This window comes from Streptomyces griseus subsp. griseus (genome assembly GCF_003610995.1).
Lineage (GTDB): Bacteria > Actinomycetota > Actinomycetes > Streptomycetales > Streptomycetaceae > Streptomyces.
On sequence record NZ_CP032543.1, the window covers coordinates 6,688,584 to 6,713,775 of the forward strand.

Annotated in this window: 21 protein-coding genes, 2 pseudogenes and 1 riboswitch; of the genes and pseudogenes, 14 read left to right on the top strand and 9 right to left on the bottom strand. The window is 71.8% G+C overall.

Annotated features, from left to right (window positions below):
• Positions 1-103: 103 nt before the first annotated feature.
• The 8 genes and pseudogenes from hpnE to D6270_RS33460 all read left to right on the top strand — a co-directional run bounded on the left by hpnE (position 104) and on the right by D6270_RS33460 (position 8,735).
• Positions 104-1,488, top strand: a pseudogene (hpnE, locus tag D6270_RS29985) (hydroxysqualene dehydroxylase HpnE).
• Positions 1,485-2,588 carry a polyprenyl synthetase family protein gene (locus D6270_RS29990; protein ID WP_109162570.1) on the top strand — a complete coding sequence of 368 codons (1,104 nt, stop codon included), beginning with the start codon at positions 1,485-1,487 and terminating at the stop codon, positions 2,586-2,588. The pseudogene hpnE and the gene D6270_RS29990 overlap by 4 nt, the downstream one beginning before the upstream one ends.
• A 108-nt stretch (positions 2,589-2,696) precedes the next feature.
• Entirely contained in the window at positions 2,697-4,697 is a 2,001-nt protein-coding gene (gene shc / locus D6270_RS29995) for a squalene--hopene cyclase (protein ID WP_109162569.1), read from the top strand.
• Complete coding sequence (locus D6270_RS30000) at positions 4,697-5,344, top strand: phosphorylase family protein (protein WP_109162568.1); 648 nt, start codon at positions 4,697-4,699, stop codon at positions 5,342-5,344. Before shc ends, D6270_RS30000 begins: the two co-directional genes overlap by 1 nt.
• 5 nt (positions 5,345-5,349) lie before the next feature.
• Positions 5,350-6,369 carry an adenosyl-hopene transferase HpnH gene (gene hpnH / locus D6270_RS30005; RefSeq protein WP_109162567.1) on the top strand — a complete coding sequence of 340 codons (1,020 nt, stop codon included), beginning with the start codon at positions 5,350-5,352 and terminating at the stop codon, positions 6,367-6,369.
• An 81-nt stretch (positions 6,370-6,450) separates the two neighbouring features.
• Positions 6,451-7,848, top strand: a complete 1,398-nt coding sequence (locus D6270_RS30010) for an aspartate aminotransferase family protein (RefSeq protein ID WP_109162566.1) — start codon at positions 6,451-6,453, stop codon at positions 7,846-7,848.
• 58 nt (positions 7,849-7,906) lie between these two features.
• Positions 7,907-8,515 (top strand): helix-turn-helix domain-containing protein, encoded by a 609-nt coding sequence (locus D6270_RS30015; RefSeq protein ID WP_109162565.1) that lies wholly within the window; start codon positions 7,907-7,909, stop codon positions 8,513-8,515.
• 43 nt (positions 8,516-8,558) lie between these two features.
• Positions 8,559-8,735, top strand: a complete 177-nt coding sequence (locus tag D6270_RS33460) for a DUF6126 family protein (RefSeq protein WP_202418525.1) — start codon at positions 8,559-8,561, stop codon at positions 8,733-8,735.
• A 4-nt stretch (positions 8,736-8,739) separates the two neighbouring features.
• On the opposite strand, the gene D6270_RS30020 is transcribed toward D6270_RS33460, so the two are convergent.
• On the bottom strand, positions 8,740-9,552 hold the full coding sequence (locus tag D6270_RS30020; RefSeq protein WP_109162564.1) for a tyrosine-protein phosphatase: 813 nt from the start codon (positions 9,550-9,552) through the stop codon (positions 8,740-8,742).
• Positions 9,553-9,963: 411 nt separating this feature from the next.
• Positions 9,964-10,124, top strand: a riboswitch (cyclic di-AMP (ydaO/yuaA leader).
• 3 nt (positions 10,125-10,127) lie between these two features.
• Here D6270_RS30020 and D6270_RS30025 point away from each other — a divergent pair.
• Both D6270_RS30025 and D6270_RS30030 read left to right on the top strand, forming a co-directional pair.
• On the top strand, positions 10,128-11,111 hold the full coding sequence (locus tag D6270_RS30025; protein WP_109162563.1) for a M23 family metallopeptidase: 984 nt from the start codon (positions 10,128-10,130) through the stop codon (positions 11,109-11,111).
• A gap of 162 nt (positions 11,112-11,273) precedes the next feature.
• Positions 11,274-12,101, top strand: coding sequence for an SGNH/GDSL hydrolase family protein (locus D6270_RS30030; protein ID WP_109162562.1), 828 nt, complete (start codon positions 11,274-11,276; stop codon positions 12,099-12,101).
• Positions 12,102-12,104: 3 nt separating this feature from the next.
• On the opposite strand, the gene D6270_RS30035 is transcribed toward D6270_RS30030, so the two are convergent.
• From D6270_RS30035 to D6270_RS30060, 6 genes are read right to left on the bottom strand one after another with little or no spacing between them, the layout of a single operon-like run.
• The gene (locus tag D6270_RS30035; protein ID WP_109162561.1) at positions 12,105-13,022 is read right to left on the bottom strand and encodes an STM4011 family radical SAM protein; all 918 of its coding nucleotides are present in this window, start codon (positions 13,020-13,022) and stop codon (positions 12,105-12,107) included.
• Positions 13,023-13,029: 7 nt separating this feature from the next.
• Complete coding sequence (locus D6270_RS30040) at positions 13,030-14,406, bottom strand: STM4012 family radical SAM protein (RefSeq protein ID WP_109162560.1); 1,377 nt, start codon at positions 14,404-14,406, stop codon at positions 13,030-13,032.
• A complete protein-coding gene (locus D6270_RS30045) occupies positions 14,406-15,215 on the bottom strand; it encodes an STM4013/SEN3800 family hydrolase (RefSeq protein WP_109162559.1) in 810 nt (269 codons plus the stop codon). The genes D6270_RS30040 and D6270_RS30045 overlap by 1 nt, the downstream gene beginning before the upstream one ends.
• Before the next feature lie 16 nt (positions 15,216-15,231).
• A complete protein-coding gene (locus tag D6270_RS30050; RefSeq protein WP_109162558.1) occupies positions 15,232-16,389 on the bottom strand; it encodes an STM4014 family protein in 1,158 nt (385 codons plus the stop codon).
• The gene (locus tag D6270_RS30055; protein WP_109162557.1) at positions 16,370-17,317 is read right to left on the bottom strand and encodes an STM4015 family protein; all 948 of its coding nucleotides are present in this window, start codon (positions 17,315-17,317) and stop codon (positions 16,370-16,372) included. Before D6270_RS30055 ends, D6270_RS30050 begins: the two co-directional genes overlap by 20 nt.
• A 6-nt stretch (positions 17,318-17,323) precedes the next feature.
• Entirely contained in the window at positions 17,324-18,277 is a 954-nt protein-coding gene (locus D6270_RS30060; RefSeq protein WP_109162556.1) for an STM4015 family protein, read from the bottom strand.
• 198 nt (positions 18,278-18,475) lie between these two features.
• On the opposite strand from D6270_RS30060, the gene D6270_RS30065 reads away from it, so the two are divergent.
• Together D6270_RS30065 and D6270_RS30070 are read left to right on the top strand one after the other, a co-directional pair.
• A complete protein-coding gene (locus tag D6270_RS30065; protein WP_015612722.1) occupies positions 18,476-18,802 on the top strand; it encodes a DUF8820 family protein in 327 nt (108 codons plus the stop codon).
• Between the two features lie 100 nt (positions 18,803-18,902).
• The gene (locus tag D6270_RS30070; protein ID WP_109162555.1) at positions 18,903-19,904 is read left to right on the top strand and encodes a DUF6745 domain-containing protein; all 1,002 of its coding nucleotides are present in this window, start codon (positions 18,903-18,905) and stop codon (positions 19,902-19,904) included.
• A 102-nt stretch (positions 19,905-20,006) separates the two neighbouring features.
• Here the strand turns inward: D6270_RS30070 and D6270_RS30075 are convergent, their stop codons facing one another.
• Positions 20,007-20,618, bottom strand: a complete 612-nt coding sequence (locus tag D6270_RS30075) for a TetR/AcrR family transcriptional regulator (RefSeq protein WP_109162554.1) — start codon at positions 20,616-20,618, stop codon at positions 20,007-20,009.
• 149 nt (positions 20,619-20,767) lie between these two features.
• On the opposite strand from D6270_RS30075, the pseudogene D6270_RS30080 reads away from it, so the two are divergent.
• Together D6270_RS30080 and D6270_RS30085 are read left to right on the top strand one after the other, a co-directional pair.
• A pseudogene (locus D6270_RS30080) lies at positions 20,768-21,207 on the top strand (PPOX class F420-dependent oxidoreductase).
• Positions 21,208-21,365: 158 nt separating this feature from the next.
• Positions 21,366-22,574, top strand: a complete 1,209-nt coding sequence (locus D6270_RS30085) for an MBL fold metallo-hydrolase (protein ID WP_109162552.1) — start codon at positions 21,366-21,368, stop codon at positions 22,572-22,574.
• 978 nt (positions 22,575-23,552) lie between these two features.
• Here D6270_RS30085 and D6270_RS30090 read toward each other — a convergent pair.
• Positions 23,553-24,998 carry a glyceraldehyde-3-phosphate dehydrogenase gene (locus tag D6270_RS30090; protein WP_109162551.1) on the bottom strand — a complete coding sequence of 482 codons (1,446 nt, stop codon included), beginning with the start codon at positions 24,996-24,998 and terminating at the stop codon, positions 23,553-23,555.
• Positions 24,999-25,192 lie beyond the last annotated feature (194 nt).

Genomic DNA, 25,192 nt, shown 5'->3' on the forward strand with positions numbered 1-25,192 from the left:
CCGGGGCCTGGGCAACCCTCCGGTGGCCCGACGCGTCCACGACTGCGACGATTCTCTCCGGGGCGACCCGGCGAACGGTGACGGCCCGGCGAGAGGGGCAGGTATGAGCGACGAGACCCGGCCCCCCGTCGCGGTCGTCGTCGGCGGCGGCCTCGCCGGCATCACTGCCGCCCTCCGCCTCGCCGACGCCGGGGTCGACGTGACCCTGCTGGAAGGGCGGCCCCGCCTCGGCGGCCTCGCCTTCTCCTTCCAGCGCGGCGACCTCACCGTCGACAACGGCCAGCACGTCTACCTGCGCTGCTGCACCGGCTACCGCTGGTTCCTCGACCGCGTCGAGGCCGCCCACCTCGCCCCCCTCCAGGACCGGCTGGACGTCCCCGTCCTGGACGTCGGCCGCGCCGCCGGACCGCGCCTGGGACGGCTGCGCCGCACCGCCCTGCCCGTACCGCTGCACCTCGCCGGCGGCCTCGCGGCCTACCCGCACCTCTCCCTCGCCGAGAAGGCGAACGTCGGCCGCGCCGCCCTCGCGCTCGGCCGCCTCGACCCCGCCGACCCGGCCCTGGACCGTATCGACTTCGCCACCTGGCTGAAGCGGCACGGCCAGTCCGAGCGCACCATCGAGGCCCTCTGGGACCTCGTCGGCGTCGCCACCCTCAACGCCACCGCGCCGAACGCCTCCATGGCCCTGGCCGCCAAGGTCTTCAGGACCGGCCTGCTCTCCGAGCCGGGCGCCGCCGACATCGGCTGGGCCACCGTCCCGCTCGGCGAACTGCACGACACCCTCGCCCGCAAGGCCCTCGACACGGCGGGCGTCCGCACCGAGCTGCGCGCCAAGGTGGGGTCCCTGACCCGCACCGAGGACGGCCGCTGGAGCGTCACGACGGCGGGGGAGCGCCTCACCGCCGACACCGTCGTCCTCGCCGTACCCCAGCACGAGACCCACGACCTGCTGCCCGCGGGCGCGCTGGACGAGCCGGACCTGCTCCTCGACATCGACAACGCGCCCATCCTCAACGTGCACGTCGTCTACGACCGCAAGGTGCTGCGCCGCCCGTTCTTCGCCGCGATCGGCTCCCCGGTCCAGTGGGTCTTCGACCGTACGCACTCCTCGGGGCTCAAGGGCCCCGGGCAGTATCTGGCGGTCTCCCAGTCCGCCGCCCAGGACGAGATCGACCTCCCCGTCGCCGAGCTGCGCGAGCGCTACCTCCCCGAGCTGGAGCGGCTCCTGCCCGCCGCGCGTGGCGCCGGCATCCGGGACTTCTTCGTCACCCGGGAGCGCACCGCCACCTTCGCGCCCGCCCGGGCGTCGGCGCCCTGCGCCCCGGCCCCCGTACCCGGGCGCCCGGACTGCACCTCTCGGGTGCCTGGACCGCCACCGGCTGGCCCGCGACGATGGAGGGTGCCGTGCGCAGCGGCTCCCAGGCCGCCGACGCGGCCCTCCACGACCTCGGCCGTCCCCATGGACATCCGCTGCAGGAGGCGGCATGAGCAGTACCACCGGAACAAGAGGAGAGTCAGTGACCCCGGCGAATCCGGCTTCCGACACCGTGGACCAGACCACGGACGTCACCGCGCTTCTGGAGCGCGGACGAGCCCTGTCAGCGCCGGTGCTGCGGGCTGCCGTGGACCGGCTGGCGCCGCCCATGGACACCGTCGCGGCCTACCACTTCGGCTGGATCGACGCCGAAGGACGGCCCTCGGACGGCGACGGCGGCAAGGCCGTGCGCCCCGCCCTCGCCCTGCTGTCGGCCGAAGCGGCGGGTGCCCCCGCCGAGGCGGGTGTCCCCGGCGCCGTGGCCGTCGAGCTCGTGCACAACTTCTCGCTGCTGCACGACGACCTCATGGACGGCGACGAGCAGCGCCGCCACCGCGACACCGTATGGAAGGTGCACGGCCCCGCCCAGGCCATCCTGGTGGGCGACGCGCTCTTCGCCCTCGCCTACGACGTCCTGCTGGAGCTCGGCACGGTCGAGGCGGGCCGCGCGGCCCGCCGGCTGACCTCCGCCACCCGCAAGCTCATCGACGGACAGGCCCAGGACATCTCCTACGAGCACCGCGAGCGGGTCACCGTCGAGGAGTGCCTGGAGATGGAGGGCAACAAGACCGGTGCCCTGCTGGCCTGCGCCGTCTCCATCGGCGCGGTGCTCGGCGGCGCGGACGACCGCACCGCCGACACCCTGGAGGCGTACGGCTACCACCTGGGCCTCGCCTTCCAGGCCGTCGACGACCTGCTCGGCATCTGGGGCGACCCCGAGTCCACCGGCAAGCAGACCTGGAGCGACCTGCGCCAGCGCAAGAAGTCCCTCCCGGTCGTCGCCGCGCTCGCCGCGGGCGGCCCGGCCTCCGAGCGGCTCGGCGAACTGCTCGCCGCCGACGCCAAGAGCAGCGACTTCGACAGCTTCTCCGAAGAGGAGTTCGCCGCCCGCGCGGCGCTCATCGAGGAGGCGGGCGGCCGCGAGTGGACCGCGCAGGAAGCACGTCGTCAGCACGCGGTCGCCATCGAGGCGCTGCACGGTGTCGACATGCCGCACCAGGTACGGGCGCAGCTCACCGCGCTCGCGGACTTCGTGGTGGTGCGGAAGCGGTGATCAGCACCCGCATATGACTCGCAGTCGCCGGCCGGCGCCCTGACAGGGGCGCCGGCCGACGGAGACCCCAGCACAGCAGAGAAGACCACTGCACGTAAGGGGAAGCTCATGACAGCGACGACCGACGGATCCACCGGGGCCGCGAACCTCTCCGCGACCCCGGCAGGGCATCCGGCCGACACGACCACCGCCGCGGACGACGTACTCGCCGCCGCGCGGCAGGCCGCGGAACGCTCCGTGGCCCACCTCCTGGGCAGACAGGACGAGCAGGGCTGGTGGAAGGGCGACCTGGCCACCAACGTCACGATGGACGCCGAGGACCTGCTCCTGCGCCAGTTCCTCGGGATCCAGGACCCGGAGACCACCCGGGCCGCCGCCCTCTTCATCCGGGGCGAACAGCTCGGCGACGGCACCTGGAACACCTTCTACGAGGGGCCGAGCGACCTCTCCGCCACCATCGAGGCCTATGTGGCCCTGCGGCTGGCCGGGGACCGCCCCGACGAACCGCACATGGCGCGCGCCTCCGCCTGGGTCAGGGAGCAGGGCGGCATCGCGGCCGCCCGCGTCTTCACCCGGATCTGGCTGGCCCTGTTCGGCTGGTGGAAGTGGGACGACCTCCCCGAACTCCCGCCCGAGCTGATGTTCTTCCCCAAGTGGGTCCCGCTCAACATCTACGACTTCGGCTGCTGGGCCCGCCAGACCATCGTTCCCCTGACCATCGTCTCCGCGAAGCGCCCCGTGCGGCCCGCGCCCTTCGCCCTGGACGAGCTGCACACCGACCCCGCCGAGCCCAACCCGCCCAGGAAGATGGCCCCGGCGGCCAGTTGGGACGGCCTCTTCCAGCGCCTGGACAAGGGGCTGCACCTCTATCACAAGGTCGCCCCCCGCCTGCTGCGCCGGATCGCGATGAACGTGGCCGCCCGGTGGATCGTCGAACGCCAGGAGAACGACGGCTGCTGGGGCGGTATCCAGCCCCCGGCCGTCTACTCCGTCATCGCCCTGCACCTGCTCGGCTACGACCTCGACCACCCGGTGATGAAGGCGGGCCTGGCCTCGCTGGACCGGTTCGCCGTCCACCGCGAGGACGGCGCCCGGATGGTCGAGGCCTGCCAGTCGCCAGTCTGGGACACCTGCCTGGCCACCATCGCCCTGGTCGACGGCGGACTCAGACCCGACCACCCGGCGCTGGTGAAGGCCGCCGACTGGATGCTGGCCGAGGAGATCACCCGGCCCGGCGACTGGTCCGTACGTAGACCCGAACTGGCCCCAGGCGGCTGGGCGTTCGAGTTCCACAACGACAACTACCCGGACATCGACGACACCGCCGAAGTCGTCCTGGCGCTGCGCCGGGTGCGCCACCCCGACCCCGCCCGGCTGGAAGCCGCCATCGAACGCGGGGTGCGCTGGAACCTCGGGATGCAGTCCCGCAACGGTGCCTGGGGCGCGTTCGACGCAGATAACACTAGCCCCTTCCCCAACCGCCTGCCCTTCTGCGACTTCGGCGAGGTCATCGACCCGCCCTCGGCCGATGTCACCGGCCATGTGGTGGAGATGCTCGCCGTCGAAGGGCTCGGCAGCCACCCCCGTACCCGGCGGGGCATCGAATGGCTGCTCGCCGAACAGGAGGCGTGCGGCGCCTGGTTCGGCCGCTGGGGCGTCAACTACGTCTACGGGACGGGATCGGTGGTGCCCGCACTGGTCGCCGCCGGACTGCCCGCCGGACACCCCTCGGTCCGCCGGGCGGTGACCTGGCTGGAGTCCGTGCAGAACGACGACGGCGGCTGGGGCGAGGACCTGCGCTCGTATCAGGAGGAGAAGTGGATCGGGCACGGTGAGTCCACCGCCTCCCAGACCGCCTGGGCGCTGCTCGCCCTGCTCGCCGCGGGCCGCCGCGACAGCCGGGCCGTCGCCCGCGGGGTCACCTGGCTGACCGAGGCCCAGCAGGCCGACGGCTCCTGGGACGAGCCGTATTTCACCGGCACCGGCTTCCCCTGGGACTTCTCCATCAACTACCACCTCTACCGGCAGGTCTTCCCCCTCACGGCACTCGGGCGCTACGTGTACGGCGACCCGTTCGCCGACCGTACGGGCGTCGCCAAGGGGGCCTGATGGCCGGCGCGCCGGAGTCCACGGCGCCCCGCGCCCCGCTGCTGGTCGCCTGCGCACTGGGCATCGAGCAGCTCGCCCTGCGCAGCGGCAAGCGGGCCGGGGGCCCGGTGCGGGTCCTGCGGACCGGGATGGGCCCCCGGGCGGCGGAGGCGGCCGTGGCGGCGGCCCTCGCCCCGGGTGGCGTACCGGATGCCGCCGTCATCGCCTCCGGCTTCTGCGCCGGCCTCGCCCCCGGGATGCACCCCGGGGACCTGGTCGTCGCCGAGGAGACCCGGGACGCGGACGGGGCCACCCCCTGCACCGGCACCGGGCTGCTGGTCGCCGCCCTGGCCCGGGCGGTCCCCGGCTCCACCGTCCACACCGGCCCCCTCACCGGCTCCGACCACGTCGTACGCGGCCCCGAACGGGCCGCGCTGCGGGCCACCGGGGCCATCGCGGTGGACATGGAGTCCGCCGCGACACTGCGTACCGCCCTGTGCCACGGACCGCGCCCGGTTGCGGCCGTCCGGGTGGTCGTGGACGCTCCAGAGCATGAGCTCGTCCGTATCGGCACGGTACGCGGTGGAATATCGGCCTTCCGTGTTCTCCGTGCCGTCCTTCCCGCTTTTTACGAATGGCACCGATCTTTACTGCTCCCCAGGAGGTGAGCCAGATGGCCATGCCGCTCCGTCAGTCCATCAAGGTCGCGACGTATCTCTTCGAACAGAAGCTCCGCAAGCGTGAGAAGTTCCCGCTGATCGTCGAACTGGAGCCGTTGTTCGCCTGCAACCTCGCCTGCGAGGGGTGCGGGAAGATCCAGCACCCGGCCGGTGTCCTGAAGCAGCGCATGCCGGTCGCGCAGGCCGTGGGCGCGGTGCTCGAATCCGGTGCCCCCATGGTCTCCATCGCCGGCGGCGAGCCGCTGATGCATCCGCAGATCGACGAGATCGTGCGCCAGCTCGTCGCGAAGAAGAAGTACGTCTTCCTCTGCACCAACGCGATGCTCATGCGCAAGAAGCTGGACAAGTTCACCCCCTCGCCCTACTTCGCCTTCGCCGTGCACATCGACGGACTGCGCCAGCGGCACGACGAGTCGGTCGCCAAGGAAGGCGTCTTCGACGAGGCCGTCGCCGCGATGAAGGAGGCCAAGGCGCGCGGCTTCCGCGTCACCACCAACTCCACCTTCTTCAACACCGACACCCCGCAGACCATCATCGAGGTCCTCAACTACCTCAACGACGACCTCAAGGTCGACGAGATGATGATCTCGCCCGCCTACGCGTACGAGAAGGCGCCCGACCAGGAGCACTTCCTCGGTGTCGACCAGACCCGTGAACTCTTCAAGAAGGCCTTCGCGGGCGGCAACCGGGCCCGCTGGCGGCTCAACCACTCGCCGCTCTTCCTGGACTTCCTGGAGGGCAAGGCCGACTTCCCGTGCACCGCTTGGGCGATCCCCAACTACTCGCTCTTCGGCTGGCAGCGTCCCTGCTACCTGATGAGCGACGGCTACGTACCGACGTACCGTCAGCTCATCGAGGAGACCGACTGGGAGAAGTACGGCCGGGGCAAGGACCCGCGCTGTGCCAACTGCATGGCGCACTGCGGCTACGAACCCACGGCCGTCCTCGCCACCATGGGGTCGCTGAAGGAGTCCCTGCGCGCGGCGCGGGAGACCATCAGCAGCAACCGGTGACGTCGTGACGGTGAGGGGGCCGGGCGACCGGCCCCCTCACCGCACGTACCGACCCACGGAACGCACGGAGGAGAGCGGGCGATGACGGACGGCGGGCCCCAGGGCTTCGACCTGGGACGGCTCCTGGCGGAGCGCGGGGCCGAGCGGTACGAGCTGCACGCGCGCCATCTCAACCACCAGCTGCCGCGCATGCTGCACACCATCGGCTTCGACAAGGTCTACGAGCGGGCCGAGGGCGCGTACTTCTGGGACGCGGAGGGCAACGACTACCTCGACATGCTGGCCGGGTTCGGTGTGATGGGCATCGGCCGGCACCACCCGGTCGTCCGCCAGGCCCTGCACGACGTCCTCGACGCCCAGCTCGCCGACCTCACCCGCTTCGACTGCCAGCCGCTGCCCGGGCTGCTCGCCGAGAAGCTGCTCGGCCACAGCCCGCACCTGGACCGCGTCTTCTTCGGGAACAGCGGTACGGAGGCGGTCGAGACGGCACTGAAGTTCGCCCGGTACGCCACCGGGAAACCGCGCGTCCTCTACTGCGACCACGCCTTCCACGGGCTGACCACCGGCTCGCTCTCCGTCAACGGAGAGAGCGGCTTCCGGGACGGCTTCGCCCCGCTGCTGCCCGACACCCCGATCGCGCTCGGTGACCTGGACGCGCTGCGCCGGGAGCTGAAGCGCGGGGACGTGGCTGCCCTGGTCGTGGAGCCGATCCAGGGCAAAGGCGTGCACGCCGCGCCGCCCGGCTTCCTGCGGGAGGCGCAGGAGCTGCTGCACCGGCACAAGGCGCTCCTGATCGCCGACGAGGTGCAGACGGGGCTCGGCAGGACCGGTGACTTCTACGCGTACCAGCACGAGGACGGTGTCGAACCCGACCTGGTCTGTGTGGCCAAGGCGCTCTCCGGCGGCTATGTGCCGGTCGGCGCGACGCTCGGCAAGGAGTGGATCTTCCGCAAGGTCTACTCCTCGATGGACCGGGTCCTCGTCCACTCCGCCAGCTTCGGCTCCAACGCCCAGGCCATGGCGGCGGGGCTCGCGGTGCTCACGGTGATGGAGGACGAGGAGATCGTCGCGGGCGCCCGGCGCACCGGTGATCTGCTGCGGGAGCGGCTCGCCGCCCTGGTGGACCGCTACGAGCTGCTGCACGAGGTGCGCGGGCGCGGGCTGATGATCGGCATCGAGTTCGGCCGCCCCACCTCGCTGAAGCTCCGCGGCCGCTGGACCATGCTCCAGGCGGCCCGCAAGGGACTCTTCGCCCAGATGGTCGTGGTGCCGCTGCTCCGGAAGCACCGCATCCTCACCCAGGTCTCCGGCGACCACCTGGAAGTGATCAAGCTGATCCCGCCGCTGACCATCGGGGAGGCGGAGGTGGAGCGCTTCGTAGCGGCCTTCACCGAGGTCATGGACGACGCGCACAGCGGTGGCGGCCTGATGTGGGACTTCGGCCGGACCCTGGTCAAGCAGGCCATGGCCAACCGCTGAGTATTGCCTCTGAGGCAATCCATTTGCCTGGGAGGAAAGTTCCTGGCCCAATGGAACCATGAAACCACCGGACGAAGGGGCGGCCGAGGAGCTCCCCGGCGTCGCACCCCGACTGCGCGACCTGCGCCGAGGCCGCGGCTTCACCCTGGAGACCGCCGCCCAGCGGGCCGGACTCTCCCCGGCCCACCTCTCCCGGCTGGAGACCGGCCGCAGACAGCCCTCGCTGCCGATGCTGCTGGGCCTGGCCCGCGTCTACGGTACGACGGTCTCCGAGCTGCTCGGCGAGAAGCCGCCCGAGCGGGAGGCGGTCATCCGGGGCGGCGCCTTCGAGGGCGCCGAGGCCGACGGCTGGATGTACCGCCGGGCGGGCGGCTCCGGCCGCGCCATGCAGGCGCTGCGGGTCCGGGTCCCGTACGGCGCCCAGGGTGATCTGGTCCGCGTGCACCCCGGCGAGGAGTGGCTGTACCTCCTGGGCGGGCGGCTGCGGGTCGCGCTGGGGGAGACCGTGCACGATCTGGACCCGGGCGACAGCGCCCACTTCGACTCGCTCACCCCGCACCGCATCGCGGCCCTGGACCGGGGCGGGGCGGAGCTGCTCTTCGTCCACTCCCTGCTGCAGAGCCCCGCGGCCGAGCTCTGTCTCGGCAACGCACTCCACGCGCGCTGACCCCTTCGTCCCACCGGCCGCGAGGCCGGCAGAGAGGACCGTCATGTCCGATTCCGAGCACTACGACCCGCTCACCCCGAGGCGCCCGAAGGCGGCGAAGGACACGCAGGAGCGCCGGATGCCGCGCGGTCTGGTGATCCGGCTCTTCGCCTACCTGGTGGTCGGCCACGTGATCGCGGCCTTCCTCTACCTGCTCTTCGCGGTGGCGGGCGCCAAGTAGACCGTCAGCCCTGGTCGAGGAGGCGTTCGCGCAGCCGTTCCCGGGTCTGGGGCGAGAGGCCCAGCCCCTCCGTCAGATAGCGGTCGGTCGTGCCCCAGGTCTCGTCGATGGCGGCGTACGCCGCCGCGAGGTAGGAGGACTGCGCCCCGAAGAGCGGGTTGAGCAGCTCCATCACCTCGGCGGACATCCCTACCTCGGACATGTCCGTGCGCTTCACCTTGTACCGGCGGTGGGGGTCGTTGGACTTGAGGTAGTCCGCCTCGATCGCCTCGCGCTCCACGCCGACGGCGAGCAGCGAGACCGCGATGGACAGACCGGCCCGGTCCTTGCCCGCCGCGCAGTGCATCAGGGCGGGCACGCTGTCCTCGGCCAGGGCGTGCAGCACCCGGCTGTGCTCGGCGGTGCGGTCCACGATGGTCGACCGGTACATGGTGATCATGCGCTCGGTGCCCTTGCCGTCGGCGAGGATGGAGCGCAGCTGCTCGATGTTTCCGTCGCGCACGAGCCGCCAGAACTCGGCTCCGTCGGCCGGGTCGGAGAGGGGAATGCTGACATTGCGGACACCGGCCAGCTCGATGTCGTATCCGTCGAGTCGGTGGTCGGCGGAGTTGCGGAAGTCGAAGACGGTGTGCAGCCCGAGCCCGCCGAGGAAGAGCGCGTCCTCGGCGGTGGCGTGCGCCAGGTGGCCGCTGCGGTAGAGCCTGCCGAAGGCCGTGCGCCGCCCGTCCGTGGTGGGGAGCCCGCCCACGTCGCGGAAGTTGCGGACTCCGGTCAGTGCGGTCTCGGTCGGCGGGACCTGCGGCACCTGCTGCGTCACGGTGGCTCCTGGAATCTCTGGCGTCGGCGCGGCTCTCCGGCGAGGGCGCTCCTGCGACGATACGACATCGGTGCACGGTGAAATCGGCGAACTGCTGACGGTGCGTCAGGTTTGGCGCCCACCCCATGTCCGTATTGATGTATTTCGTAGAACATGCCCCGATAATGGGGGAGATGAGATTTCGCAGGTGAGCGGGATCATATCCGTGACGGACCGTGGCTGCGGTGCCCGGGCGTTTTTCCGGGATCCGTACGGAAAGCCAAGATCCGTAATCCACGGAGTGTGACGGGAAATCCGAAGCGAAATGGAATCGATGTTTCCGGCGTGCAACCGACGGCTTGTTCCTGTCGTCCTGACTCGTTTACGGTCACCGTCAATCCGGACGGACCGCCTAATCCTGCCGCCGACCGGAATTCGCACCCACCCACTCACGTGTGGCAGGAGCGGGGGAACCAGGTAAGCCGCCGGCCCGGAGCGATCCGGACCGGCTCGGGGTGAAGTCGCCACCCGGCGACCGGGCATCTCCAGCCCGAACCCGACAGCTCACCTCGCAGGCGCCGGAGAGGAAATTCCCCATGCCCGCAAAGGGTAAGCACCGTCGTCCCAAGTCCGGCCCGATCCACCGCGGCGTCCTCGCCGCGGGCACCGGCGGCGCCGTACTCGCCCTCCCGCTGATCGGCGCCACCGGCGCCCACGCCGCGGAGAAGGCGGCCCCCGCAGTCAAGCCCGCCGCCGTGCAGAGCGCCCAGCAGGCCGCACCGCAGTCCGCGCCCACCACGGCGAAGAAGGCCGCCCCGAAGACGTACTCCGTCGTCTCCGGCGACTACCTCGCCAAGATCGCGGCAGAGCACCAGGTCAAGGGCGGCTGGCAGAAGCTCTACCAGGACAACCGCTCCACCGTCGGCGGGAACCCCAGCCTGATCTTCCCGGGCATGAAGCTGACCCTCGGCGCCAAGGCGCCCGGCTCCGCCGCGCCTTCGCAGGCCGAGAAGGCCGCCCCGGCGCCCAAGGCAGCCCCGAAGGCAGCCCCGAAGGCCGCCCCGAAGAAGGCCGAGCCGGCCCCCAAGGGTGACACCATCTCGGCCGACGAGTCCGACGCCGCAGCCCGGTCCGGCACCTCCGCCCGGACCGGCTCCTCGCAGTCCACCGGCTCCGGCTGGACCGCCCCGCTGGCCAACGCCAACGTCACCACCCAGTACCGCGCTTCCGGCTCCAGCTGGTCCAGCGGCTACCACACCGGCTCTGACTTCCAGGCCGCCTCCGGCACCCCCGTCAAGGCCATCGGCCCGGGCACCGTCGTCTCGGCCGGCTGGAGTGGCTCGTACGGCAACGAGGTCGTCATCAAGCACGAGGACGGCATGTACTCCCAGTACGCCCACCAGTCCTCGCTGAGCGTCTCCGCCGGCCAGACCGTCACCGGCGGCCAGCAGATCGGCCTCTCCGGCTCCACCGGCAACTCCACCGGACCGCACCTCCACTTCGAGGTCCGCACCGGCCCGGGCTACGGCTCGGACGTCGACCCGGTCGCCTACCTGCGGCAGCACGGCGTGTCCCTCTGACCCGAGGGCGCCAAGGAGTGATCGAGGGGCGGTGCGCTGCGGCGCACCGCCCCTCCGCTTATTCCGGGTTTACCAAAAACTGACCGGGTGGTCTATCTCACCACCCGTCAACCCTATATTACGGTCGCGTAGGTCACATTGAACGGTGCAGGATATGTGCTTGTGGCAGACGATTCGAGAACCCAGCAGCAGAACATCATCGGGTCGTACGCGGCGATCGGGGACAGTTTCACCGAAGGCGTCGGAGACCCCGGCCCCGACGGCACCTTCGTCGGCTGGGCGGACCGGTTCGCGGTTCTGCTCGCCGACCGGCTCCCGGCGACCGACGCGGCGACGAACCCGGACGAGACCCGGCACGGGAATTTCCGTTACGCCAATCTCGCCGTACGCGGACGCCTCCTCGACCAGATCGTCGAGGAGCAGATCCCGCGCGCCAAGGAGCTGGCCCCCGACCTGGTCAGCTTCTGTGCGGGCGGCAACGACATCATCCGGCCCGGCACCGACCCCGACGACCTCGCCGAGCGTTTCGAGCGGGCCGTCGCGGACCTCACGAACGCGGTCGGCACCGTCATGGTCACCACCGGCTTCGACACCCGGGGCGTCCCGGTCCTGCGCCATATGCGCGGCAAGATCGCCACGTACAACGTCCACCTGAGGGCCATCGCCGACCGCTACCAGTGCCCCGTACTCGACCTGTGGTCGCTGCGCTCGGTCCAGGACCGGCGCGCCTGGGACGCCGACCGGCTCCATCTCTCGCCCGAGGGCCACACCCGTGTCGCGCTGCGCGCCGCCCAGGTCCTCGGCCACGAGGTGCCCGCAGACCCGGACCAGCCCTGGCCGCCGCAGGCCCAGCGCCGCCCCTTCGACGAGCGGCGCGACAACATCCAGTGGGCCCGGGAGTACCTGGTGCCGTGGATCGGCCGGCGGCTTCGCGGCGAATCGTCCGGCGACCATGTCGAGGCGAAGCGGCCGGACCTGCTGCCGCTGTAGCGGTCAGGGCTCCAGCAGGGGAAGCGCACGCCGGAGCGGGCCCGTGGGGAGGGGCCCGGTCGGCGGCTTGCCCGCGCCGGCCCCGGCGGGTATCCGCTCCAGGACGCCGCCCGCGAACACGTCGTACAGCGGCAGTGTCTCCAGGTGCACATAGCCGATGTGACAGTCGCACACGGCGAGCGGACAGGCCCGGGGGCGCAGCGCCGCGCGGTAGCTGCCGTCGTAGAGGTTGCCCAGCTCCGCCTTGACGAAGTGGCAGCGGCGCACCGTGCCCTCACCGTCCACCGAGATCACCGATTCGCCCGTCCGGCAGGGCAGCCCCGCCGAGCGGTGCGGATGCCTGCTGTACGGGAAGAGCGGGTCCAGCTCCGTCCACCGCTCGGCCTCCGCGTCGGTGTACGTATGCCCCTCGGCGGCGTTCACCCAGAGGTAGACCTCGGCGGGCAGTGCGGCGCGCAGCCGCCGCGCCTCGTCGAGGTGCTCGTCGAACCCCACCACGCCCACGCTGAACCGGATCCCGCGCTCGGACAGCTCCCGGCAGCGGCCGAGGAACCGCTCGTACGGTGTCTGCCCCGGGTGGTACGTGCACCAGAGCGCGACCCGCTCCGGATCGGCGTCCGCGAGCCACGCGGTGCGGCCGCTGAGGTTCGTCTGGATGGCGACCCGGCCGATGTGCGGCAACTGGGAGAGCTCGGTCAGCGCGCGCCGGTACCAGGAGCGCACCAGGCCCTCGCCCCACGGCGTGAACAGCACGGAGAGCCGGTCACCGGTCTGCGCCGCCGCCCACGCCGTGAACCGCTCCAGCGCCTCCCGGTCGGAGGTCAACTGCGCCCGGCTGTCCCGCCGTTTGGCGAACGGGCAGTACGGACAGTCGTAGTCGCACGAGGCCAGCGGGCCCCGGTAGAGGATGGTCAGGTCCATGCCCCGCTCACTTCCGCTCGTACGCGGCCATCGCGGCCCGTACCCCGGGGGAGAACAGCGCCGGACCCAGCGCGTCCGAGTGGGCCAGCCCCAGCGGGGAGAGCCGCAGGAGACCCTCCGGTGCCCGGGTGTCCAGCCAGCCCCGGTCCGCGAACCGCTCCAGCTCGGCGGGGAAATCCTCGCGCGGGTCCGTGCCGAAGCGGGCGCGGTAGTCGGCCACGGGCAGACCGGCCGTCTGGAGCAGGGACTGGAGGAGGTGGCGCCTGCGGGCCTCGGCCACGTCGACGTGTCTGCCGACCTCGGCCCGGGAGAAGTCCTCGGCGGTGGTGAAGCGGTCGATGATGGAGCGGATCTCCCGCATGTCGACGGCGTAGTCGAAGGAGTAGTGCAGCGCCGCCGTGTAGGAACGGGCCCCGCAGCCGAGCCCGATCATGCCGTCGGTCTGGCACGCGTAGTCCTCGGGGCCGTCCTGCGCCTCCAAAGGGGCGTCGGCGCGGCGGAACATCCGCATCGACACCTGCTCGTAGCCGTGCGCCAGCAGATGGTCCCGGCCCACCGCGTAGAGCCGCAGCCGCTGCTCGTCCCAGGCGGCCTGCTCCAGGGCCTCCGCCTCCGGGCCACTCCCGCCGCCGCCCAGCCGGTGCAGACCGGTCAGCGGGCGGACGTACAGCGGGTAGAGATACAGCTCCTCCGGCCGCCAGGCCAGCGCGGCGTCCAGCGAGGTGAGCCAGGTGCGCTCGGTCTGGCCGTCGATGCCGTAGATCAGGTCGATGTTCAGCACCGGTGTCCGGGCGTCCCGGATCCGGCCGAGCGCCGCCTCCACCTCGGCCCGGCGCTGCGGCCGGACGGCGGCCCGGGCCTCCTCGTCCACGAAGCTCTGCACGCCGATGCTCACCCGGGTCGTACCCCGGTCGGCCAGCACGGCCAGCCGGTCGGCGGTCGCGGTGGACGGGGACGTCTCCACCGACAGCGGCACCGCGAGCAGGTCGGCGCCCATGCGCTTCTCCGCGATGTCGCAGAGCCGCTCCAGCTCAGCCGCGGTCAGGAAGGTCGGCGTCCCGCCGCCGAACGCCGCCGCCGCGAACCGCACCGGCTCGTCGTCGCCGAGCGCGTCCCGTACGGCCACGGCCTGCCGGTCCAGGGCGTCGAGATAGCGGGTCGTCAGCTCCTCGGGCGCGCCGATCCGGGTGAAGAGATTGCAGAAGCCGCAGCGGACCTCGCAGAAGGGGATGTGGAGGTAGAGGGAGAGGGCGTTCTTGGGCTCCGCCGCCCACAGCTCACGCAGCGCGGGCCGGTCCGTCAGGGGGCGGTAGGCGGTCTTGTGCGGATAGGCGTAGACGTAACTCTCGTACGGCCTCACGGCGGGAGGCGCGGTGGTGGTCATCAGGAGGCCCCCGGTTCGAGGAAGAAATGGGCGTACGGCACGGTCCAGACGGCTTCGTGGCCGAGCCGGTGGCCGGTGTAGCCGTCGTCGCCGTACGTCGTGCCGTGGTCGGAGCAGACGATGGCGAAGCAGCGGCGGCGGCTGCTCGCGGCGGCGAAGAGCCGGCCGATGTGCCGGTCGACGTACTCCAGGGCGGCGGCGTGCGTGGCCCGGGAGTCACCGGCCTCACGGGTCGCGCCCGGGGTGTGGAACCAGTTCGGCTGGTGCAGCGCGGACACATTGACGAAGAGGAGGAGCCGCTGCTCCTCGGGGAGCCCGGCCACCACCTTCTCCGCCCGGGTCACCTGCTCCTCGAACGAGGTCGGTGAGGCGACACCGAACTCCGGCTCCCAGTGGCTCTCCTGGAACATACCGGGCAGCACCGACCCCAGCGGTCCCTGCTTGTTGAAGAACCCGACGCCGCCGATGCAGACCGTGCGATACCCCTCGGCGGCGAGCCCCGACACCAGGTCCGGGGTGTCGAAGACGAACGTGCCGTCCGCCGTCGTCTCGCTGCCCGCGAAGCGCGCCGCGAACAGTCTCGGATGCGGGCCGGGGGCGGCGGGCGTCGGCAGGAAACCGGCGAACATCGCCTGGTGCGAGGCGTAGGTGAAGCTGCCCGGCGCATGCCGCCTCTCCCAGACACCGCCGGGGAGACGCGCGGCCAGGTTGGGGATGCGCCCGGCGGCGGCCAGCTCGGCGGCGACATCGTGGCGCAGCGTGTCCAGGGTGACCAGCAGCAGGTCATGGCTGCCCACGACCTCGGCCATATCGGGTCGTGGGAGATCAGGGAGACGTGACGGCATGGTCGTTCCTCGTTCGGTCCAGTACGGCGGCGACCTGCGCCGCATAGGTGTCCAGCCCCTCGGCACCGCTGCCCGGCAGCCCGGTCAGCCCGGGCAGCAGATCACCGAAGGCGTTGACCTCACCGACGGCGAAGCGCCGCCAGCCGGCCGCGGGCAGCAGATCGACGCCCACACAGAGCGTCCCGGGGAAGCAGGCGGCGGCCCGCTCGCACACCGCCAGCGCCTCGCGCCAGCAGCCGCCCACCGCCGACACGGCGGCCCGGACCTCGTCGAGATCGCCGCGGGCGCCCCCGAGATGGAGGTTGGTCATGGGGGAGAGGCTGGTGCGCACGACGGCATGGGTGGCCCGGCCGCCGACCACCACGATCCGCAGATCGGCGGCCCGCCCCCGCTGGGACGCCTTCGGCAGCCAGCGTTCGATGTGCAGCCCGTCCGGGGCGAGCGCGTCCACGAGCGCGCCCACCTCCTGCTCCGTGGTGTACCGCCGGACCCTCAGCGAGTTGTACAGCCGCCCCTCGGCGTCGCGTTCCACCGAGGTGCTCGCCCGGACCCGGCCGGGACCCGCCGTCTCCACCGCCAGCACCCCCGAGGCGGAGGAGCCGTGCGCGAGCTTCACGAACGCCCGGGGCATCCGGTGCTCCCGCATCAGCGCCCGTACGTCGGACCAGCCCCGCACCTCCGCCGCGTCCGGGCCGGACGTGGGCGACGGGGGAACCGGCACCTCCGCAGCCGCCAGGCGGGCGTGGCAGAGCCGCTTGTCGAAGAGCGCGGCGAGGTCACCGGGCGAGGAGAGCGTCTCGGCACCGGCCGCCGAGGCCGCCCGCGCCACCTCGCCGACCGCAGTGCGGAACCCGGCGTACCACCGCGCGGACCCCTCCACCCGGGTCGGATCGTCGACCCCGCGCAGCAGCCGCTCCACCTCCGCGTTCTCGCCGGGCGAGTCGATCCGTACGGTCTCGCCCGGCTCGAACGCCGCCTCGCCGCGCAGCACCTGGAGCCAGGGCACCACCCGGGCCGGCTCCAGCCCGGCGGCCCGCACGGCCTCCCGGAAGAAGGCGACCCGGCGGTTCTCCGGATTGCCCACGACCGCGAGACGCGGGGCCGCCACGCTGCCCGGGCTACTCGCTGACGGCGACATAGCGCTCCGGTTCCTCGTCCGGGTCCGCGTAGTCCTCCTCGGCCTCGTCGCCCTCCACCACGGCCGGGGCGCACGCGACCCTGATCCGCTCCAGCACCGGGCCGCTGAGGTAGTGGTGGCGCAGGTCGAGAGTGGAGAGGTGGTTCAGCGGCTGCCCGTTCAGCAGGGCCTCCCCGCCGATGTCGCTGAGGGTGCCCATGGAGAGCGCCAGGGTATCCAGCTGGGCGACGACGGGCGCCGACGCCACGGCCGCCGCTATCCCGTCCTGGAGCTCGCTGTTCTGCAGGCCCAGGTGGCGCAGCCGGGGCAACGTGCCGCCCGACAGGACCGGCCCGATGTCCTCCACCGTGGCATCCGCGCCGTACCACGAGCTGCCGAACCACAGGTCCAGCCGCTCCAGCGCGGGCAGTTCACTCGCGGCGACCGCCCGCACCAGATCGCCGGGCAGCCCGCCCGACTCGAAGCGCAGCGACTTCAGCGCCGTATGGCGGACCGGCCGCAGCGCCAGCCCGTCCTCGCCGCAGCCGCGCACCGTGAACTCCTCCAACCACGGCAGCGCTTCGAGAACCGGGGTGACGTCGCACATCTGCAGCCACGACACCTCGCACTCCTCACTCACCACATCGGCGAGGAACAGCCCCCGCAGGGCCGGAAAACGGTCCGCGTGCGCGACCAGCAGGTCCCGCACGGGCTCGAAGGAGCTGTAGTCCCCGTCCCACCACGGGCCGATGAGGAGTGCCCGGACCTGTGCCGTGTCGACGCTGTCGAGGAACCGCTGCCACAGGACGGCGAAGTCCGTCTGTTCGTCGTAGTCGGTCTCCAGCCGCCAGGCCACCGTGTCGGCGGCTGGCCGGGCCCCGGACGCCGCCCAGGTATGGACCGGCAGGCCGTTGAAGTGGTCAGGATGCTCGATATCGATGTAGGTCATGACACCTCACTCCGAGACGGCCGTGTAGCGGCCCTCGGCGCCGCGGTTGTCCCACGGCTCGTTCCGCTCGGACAGATCGACGCGCACCCCGTGCGGCTCCAGGGCCGAGCGGACCCGCTGCTCCATCGCCTCCGTGAGGAAGTGGTGGTGGAGGTCCAGCAGGTCGAGGTGGGTGAGCGGCTGTCCTGCGAGGAGCGCGGCCGCGCCCTCGTCGCCCAGCGTCCCGTTCGACAGGTCGAGGGTCTTGAGCTGGGCCACGACCGGAGCGGACGCGACCGCCGCCGCGATCTCGTTCTGCACCTCGCTGTTGCGCAGCCCCAGGTGGTGCAGGCGGGGGAACCGGGTGCCCGAGAGCAGCGGCGCCAGGTCCGCCACATCGGTGTCGCCGCCGTAGGCCGAGATGCCGAGCCAGAGGTCCAGCCGCTCCAGCGCGGGCAGCTCGCTGTCCAGCACCCCTCGGACCACCTGGACGGGCAGACCGCCCGCCTGGATGGTCAGCGACCGCAGCCGGTCGTGCTTCGTCGGCGGGAACACCAGGTCGGTGCCGCCCCGGACCCCGAACTCGGTCAGCGCGGGGAAGGCGGCCAGCAGCGCCGTCACATCCGACTGCTCGATCCAGGTGATCTCGGCCTGCTCCGCCTCCAGATCCCCGACGAACACCGCCTCCAGCGAGGTCAGCCGCTCGGCGGCGGCGATCACCAGGCTGATCGGCACCGAGGAGTTCTCCTCGTACGCCTCGCCCCACTGGCCGATGATCAGCACCCTGACCCCGGCCGGATCGACCGCGTCCAGGAAGGCGGCGAACTCCTGCTCCCAGCTCTGGTCCTCGTCGTCGTAGGGATCGACGGAGATGCGCCAGGCCACATCACCGGCCGCGGGCCGGTCGGCCTGGCGGTCCTTGTGCTGGAAGTCGACGGCCGGAAGGCCGCCGAACGCTTGCAGATGCTGGGCACCGTACATCGCACTGAGCTCCTGGTCCTGGGGACGGCTGATGTCCGCAAGGTTTATCAAGCCGCACTGACAACGCCGCGACCGGGACCGCTTCGAGCCGGTCGTCCGACGTCTCCGGGCCCGCGCGCAGGGCCCGTTGTCAGACCCTGCCCGTAGCGTTTTTCCCGTGGTCGGCACAGCGGGTGCCGCGACCGAGGGGAGACGTCTGTGTACCGGCAGGGCGATGTACTGATCATGGCGCTGGAGGAGTCGGCGGTGCCCGCCCCCTTCCTCAAGGCATCGGGCGAACTGCGCGACGGGCGGGGGCGGCTGGTGCTCGCGCTGGGGGAGGTGACCGGGCACGCCCACGCCGTGCAGGGGCCCGGCCGGCTGATCCGGGAGGCGGGACCGTTCGGCCCGATGCTGCTCCATCTCCCCGAGGGCGGACGGGTGGTGCACGAGGAGCACGCCACGATCGCGCTGCCGCAGGGCTGGTTCCGGGTGGTGCGCCAGCGGGAGTACGCGCCCGGCGCGATCCGCATCGTCGCGGACTGACCGCTACCGGGGCCGGCGGCCGCTCTCGTGGCCGCCACCACAGACCCACCAGCACAGACACCGACAATCAGACCGAGCACAACAGGGGACGGGACAACCGATGCAGCACGTGAATTCCTGGCGGGACGTGGCGGCGGCGACCGGCACGGCGGACCGGGCGGCCGCCGAGGAGGGCGTGCGCCGCGCCTACCGCACCGCCGGGCTCGCCGAGCCCGAGCGGATCGTCTGGGCCGGATCGCCCAGGGCGGCCGTCGAAGCCGTCGAGAAGCTGACCGACGCCGGACGGTCGGTGCGCGAAGAGGTCCGCACCCGGCCGTGGGCCGAGGAGCGCCGCCGGATGTACGACGAGCTGGGCCCGGCCGGCTGGTCCGCTCTCTGGTCCGCCACCGGGGCCCAGCTCTGGGAGACCACGGCCGCGCTCGCCGAGCGCATCCGGTCCGGCGTCGTCGCCGATCTGGCACCCAGGCCGGAGGACGAGGGCGGTGTGCGGCTGGTCCTCCTCGACGCGGTCCTCGGCCAGCACGACGCCGCCTGGCTCGCCGCCTTCGACGGGCGCGGCGACCGGCTCACCGGCCTGGCCGAGGTCGCGCGGAACGCGGGCTGGTGGTGGCCGTACGAGAAGGCCGTGGTCATCAGCGAGCGGCCCGAGGTCCTGCACCGCGACGAGGCGGGCAGACTCGACCACGGGGCCGGTCCTGCCCTCGCCTACCCGGACGGGTTCGCCCTGTACGCATGGCGGGGCATGCCGGTGCCCGCCGCGTTCCTGGCGGAGCTGGCGTCCCTCACCCCGCAGCGGATACGCGAGGAGGAGAACGCGGAGCTGCGCCGCGTGATGCTGGAGTTCTACGGCTACGACCGCTACCTCACGGAGTCGGGGGCCGAGCCCGTCCACCGCGACGAGACGGGCATCCTCTGGCGCATCGCGCTCGAAGGCGACGAGGACGTGGTGATGGTCGAGGTGGTCAACTCCACCCCGGAGCCCGACGGCACCCACCGCACCTACTGGCTCCGCGTACCGCCCACGACGCGGACCGCGAAGGACGGGGTCGCCTGGACGTTCGGACTGGACGGCGCCGCCTACGCGCCGGTACGTCAGACCTGACGCGCCGGACCTGACCCGAGCCGCACTTGACAGTCCTGTTGCGCCACACGGTGGGCCGGACCCCTTCGGACCTGGCGCGTCGGCGTCGGCCCGGCAGACGTGTCAGCCGGTCAGCGCGGCGTGGTCGATGCCCAGCTCGCGGGCGAGCGCGTCATCGGTCCAGCGCAGCATCGTGGTCCGGGAGAGCGGACCGGCGTAGGAGGTCATCTGCACGGCCAGACCGTCCAGCAGGGCGGTCAGCCGCCAGGCCGCCGACTCCGGGTCCTCGCACCGGAACTCACCGGCGGCGGCGCCCTCCGCGATGACCTCGGCCAGCTCCGCCTTCCACCGCTGGTCGAGGTGGCCCGCCACCTCGCGCAGGGCGGGCTCGCGCAGGGAGGCCGCCCACCCCTCGATCCACAGCCGCCACCCCTTGGCCTGCCCGGTCGGCGCGTACCATCGCACGGCGGCCCGCAGGCGGCGTACGGCGGTGGTGCGGCGGGCCAGCAGCCTCCGCAGCTGGGCGAGGTCGGACTCGGCCGCGTACGAGAAGGCGGCGGAGACCAGCTTCTCCTTGGTCGAGAAGTGGTAGAGCACCAGCGCGTTGCTCACCCCCAGCGCGGACGCCACATCGGCGATCCGCACGGAGGAGGCCCCGCGGATCTCGATCTGTTCGACCGTCGCCTTCAACAGCTCCTCGCGCCGTTCCGCCACGTTCAACCGGACTCTTGCCACCCGGCCACCCTAGTCAATCCTCCGGTCACTGCCGGTCACCGAAGATCATGCCGTCATGGGGATGACGCGCCGGCGGCTCCGGTACGTGACACCTCCTGCGGGAGTCGTCGGCCCGGAATCCCTGGGGCGGCAGGCACGTTGGACGGTTCATGACGTCATTCGCACCGGCACAGGAAGCGCTGCTCCGTCTCTTCGGCGAGCACGACGGGGAGTGCTGGTCACTCTCAAGCGGGACGGGCGGCCCCAGCTGTCCAACGTCAATCACGCCTATTATCCCGACGAGCGGGTGATCCGGGTATCGATCACGGAGGGCCGGGCGAAGACCCGCAACCTGCGGCGTGACCCTCGCGCGAGCTACCACGTGACCAGCGACGACCGCTGGGCCTGGACCGTCGCGGACGGTACCGCCGAGCTGACCCCGCCCGCCGCCGAACGGGACGACGCCACGGTGGAGGCATTGATCAAGCTGTACCGCGATGTGAAGGGTGAGCACCCGGACTGGGAGGACTACCGGCGGGCCATGGTCGAGGACGGCAGGGTGCTGCTCACGCTCCGCATCGACCATGTCTACGGACAGCCGCGTGGCTGAACCGCCACCGAGCGGATCGCGGCGAGCCCCGACGGGGATCCCGCCCACCGCGTGCCGGGTCCCGCCGGCCGGGGCGGCTGCCCCGTTCACCTTTCTCTTCTCGCCCTGTCGGACAGTCCGACGATAATGAGATGACACCGACTCCCCCAGGAGATGTTGTGACCGGCGCCGACTACTTTGTCCCCTTCCGTACGAAACTGCGTTCGATGCGCTCCGAACCCTTCGGGGCCGATCCCGCCGGAGCGCGGATGCAGCGCATCCTCAGCTCGCCGAACTTCGCCGACGGCGTGTTCCAGAATCCGCTGGGGGCCCGGACCAGGCCGTCCGGGTCCGGGCTGGAGTTCGCCAAGGTCTACTTCCAGAAGGAGCAGCGGATCCGCAGGGCGCCGGCGGGCCCCGTCCCGGTCCATGCCACCACCCTCGCGGACCTGGCCGCACCGCCCGCCACCGGGCTGCGGCTGACCTGGATGGGCCACTCCAGCGTCCTCGCCGAGATCGACGGCAGCCGGGTCCTGTTCGACCCGGTGTGGGGCGACCGGTGTTCCCCGTTCCCGTTCGCCGGACCCAAGCGCCTGCACCCGGTGCCGGTGCCGCTGGCCGTGCTCGGCCCGGTCGACGTGGTGGTGATCTCCCACGACCACTACGACCACCTCGACCTGCCGACGATCCGCGCGCTGGCGGGCACGGACACCGTCTTCGCCGTGCCGCTCGGGGTCGGCGCCCATCTGGAGCGCTGGGGGGTGGCGCCCGACCGGCTGCGCGAGCTCGACTGGAACGAGACCGCCGAGGTCAACGGCATCAGCCTCACCGCCACGCCCGCCCGCCACTTCTGCGGCCGCGGCCTGCGGAACAACCAGCACACCCTGTGGGCCTCCTGGGCGGTCTCCGGCCCGGAGCACCGGATCTACCACAGCGGTGATACCGGCTACTTCCCCGGCTTCCGGGACATCGGCGCCGAGCACGGCCCCTTCGACGCCACGATGATCCAGATCGGCGCCTACTCGGAGTACTGGCCGGACATCCACATGACCCCCGCCGAGGGGATGCGGGCGCATCTGGACCTCCAGGGCGGCCGCCCGCACGGGGTGATGCTGCCGATCCACTGGGGCACCTTCAACCTCGCCCCGCACGCCTGGGCCGAGCCCGGCGAGTGGACGAAGGACGCCGCCGAGGAGGCCGAACAGGCGGCGGCGTTCCCCCGCCCGGGCGAACCCTTCGAACCTGCCGGAACGCTCCCGGTGGAGCCCTGGTGGCGGGCCGTCTCCGCCCCGATGGCCGACCCGAAGTGGCGTACGACGGCACCGGACGCGGTCCCGGACGGCGCACCGGTCGCGCGGCGCGACCTCGATGTGGCCGGGGAGTGCTGACGGCGGGAGCCGGGGAGCGGTGACAGCGGGAGCCGGGGAGTGGTGAACCGTGGGGGCCGGGCGGGCACCCACCCCCGGCTCCATGACGGACCTGTCCCCAGCCGCTCTCCGTCCCCGGCTCCCGGACGGACCAAGCTCTGGCCGCGCTGCGTCGGCGCGGACTCGCGGGCCGGTTCGCGCTCGTCGGTGGGTGCGAGCGGCATGGACGAGGGCCCGCCCGCCGGGGTGCGGCTCTCCTTGTCCCTGATCACTTCGCAGGCCCGCGCGGAAGCCGGGTAGGGCGCCTAGGTCATGGGGGAGTAGGTGTCGTTCTCATACGTCACCGAGCGCTCGTTGCGGGCTCCCCGGGGCCCCTCCACTCTGGCGGTGTCGGGACCTGGGCATCGGTGATGCGGGCCCAGGCGGATCAGCAGCGAGGGCTGTGGGGCAGTTCGACGCAGGTGCGGCCCGGCCAGGTCGCGGCAGCCGTCCAGGACCCGATATGCCAACCCGTCGGCTCCGAATCCTTGCCGCGGCACTCGGATTCCAGGCATGGCGGTTCGCCGACCGTCGTCTCCCGGTTCTGCCCCTCCGCCTCGGTACCGCCGAATATCCAGCCGTCGTCAGTATTCCGGCCACCGGCGCGGTGCAGGCGGAGAACATGCAGACGAGGGTCGTCCGCGTACGGAAGGCCCGGGGCTTCGGGGGATCGCCCGCCCGCGGAGCCGCCTCCGCGGCCCTTTCGGGCCTGGAGCCTCCGGTGGTGCCTCGTCATCGCGGGCAGCCGTCCCGCGGGGGGAAGGGGTGCCTCCCGACCCGGGGCTCCGGCCGTCCCGCTCCTGCTCCCGCTGGCTCGACGGAGCCGTCGCGGGGACCCCCGGTTCTCTCCCGAAGAGGTGGTCGAACCGGAGCGGGCCGGCACCCCGGGGCAGGGGCGCCGGTCCGCGAGGCCGTGCTGTGCGGCTGCCCCCTCCTCACGGAGGGGGGCCCGGTGGAGTGTCAGACGGCCGGGGCCGGGTACGTCGGGTACTCCACGCCGGAGACGTGCTGGACGACCCGGATGACCTGGCACGAGTAGCCGAACTCGTTGTCGTACCAGAGGTAGAGGATCGCGTTGTCGCCGTCGACCTTGGTGGCGCCCGCGTCGACGATCGAGGCGTGGCGCGAGCCGATGAAGTCGCTGGAGACCGCGTCGGGGGCGCTGATGAAGTCGATCTGGCGCTTGAGCGGCGAGGCCAGCGACACGTTGCGGAGGTAGTCGAGGACCTCCACGCGGTTGGTCTCGCGCCCCAGGCGCAGGCTCAGGATCGCGATCGAGACGTCCGGCACCGGGACGCGGATGGAGCTGCCGGTGATCGGTGCGTCCAGGTCGGGCAGCGCCTTGGCGACGGCCGAGGCGGCACCGGTCTCGGTGATGACCATGTTGAGCGCCGCCGAGCGGCCGCGCCGGTCGGAGCTGTGGTAATTGTCCAGCAGGTTCTGGTCGTTGGTGTACGAGTGGACGGTCTCGACGTGGCCGCGCAGGACGCCGTACTCGTCCGCCATCGCCTTGAGCGGCGGGACGATCGCGTTGGTGGTGCAGGACGCGCAGGACAGGACCTGCTCGTCGTCCTTGATCGTGTCGTGGTTGACCCCGTGGACGATGTTGGGGACGTCGCCCTTGCCCGGCGCGGTCAGGACGACCTTGGCGATGCCCGGGCGCAGGTGGTTCGAGAGCCCCGCGCGGTCGCGCCACCGGCCGGTGTTGTCGATCAGGATGGCGTCCTTGATCCCGTGCTCGGTGTAGTCCACCGACGTCGGGTCGTCCGAGTAGATCACCTTGATCTCGTTGCCGTTGGCGATGATCTTGCTGTTCGCCTCGTCGACGGTGATCGTGCCGGAGAACTGGCCGTGGATCGAGTCGCGCCGCAGCAGTGAGGCGCGCTTGACGATGTCCTGGCCGGAGCCCTTGCGTACGACGATGGCGCGCAGCCGCAGTCCGTTGCCGGAACCGGCCTTCTCGATGAGGAGGCGGGCGATGAGGCGGCCGATGCGGCCGAAGCCGTAGAGGACGACATCGCGCGAGTCGCGGCGCTCGATCTTGTTGGCACCGGTCGCGCCGGCGACGGCCTCGGCGGTGAACTCCTCCACGCTCAGGCCGCGGTCGTCGGCGCGGAACGTCGCGGCCAGCATGCCTATGTCGATCTGGGAGGGGCCGAGGTCGAGTGTCGTCAGCGCCCGCAGGAACGGCATCGTCTCGGTGACCGAGAGTTCCTCACCGGCGATCTGCCGGGCGAAGCGGTGGGTCTTGAGGATGCTGACCACCGACTTGTTCACCAGGGAGCGGCTGTGCAGCAGGACGTTCACGTCCTGCTCGCGGTGCAGCTTCCCGATGATCGGGATCATCGACTCCGCGATCTCCTCGCGGTGCATCCAGTTGGTGAACGAGTCGTCATTGACAGTCACGTGTTTATCTTTCGAGCTAGGCGGCGCTCATATGGTAGCCGCCCCGGTCTGCTCATCCTTCAGGTGGCCCCGTCCGGGGAGCCGGGACGTGGACGCTCCGGGGTCAATGCGACGTAATCGGGCGCCCGTGCGAGAGGTCATACCAGAGCGGGACGGATGGCGGGCAAGTTCGACAACTGCCCGTCGCGCACAGG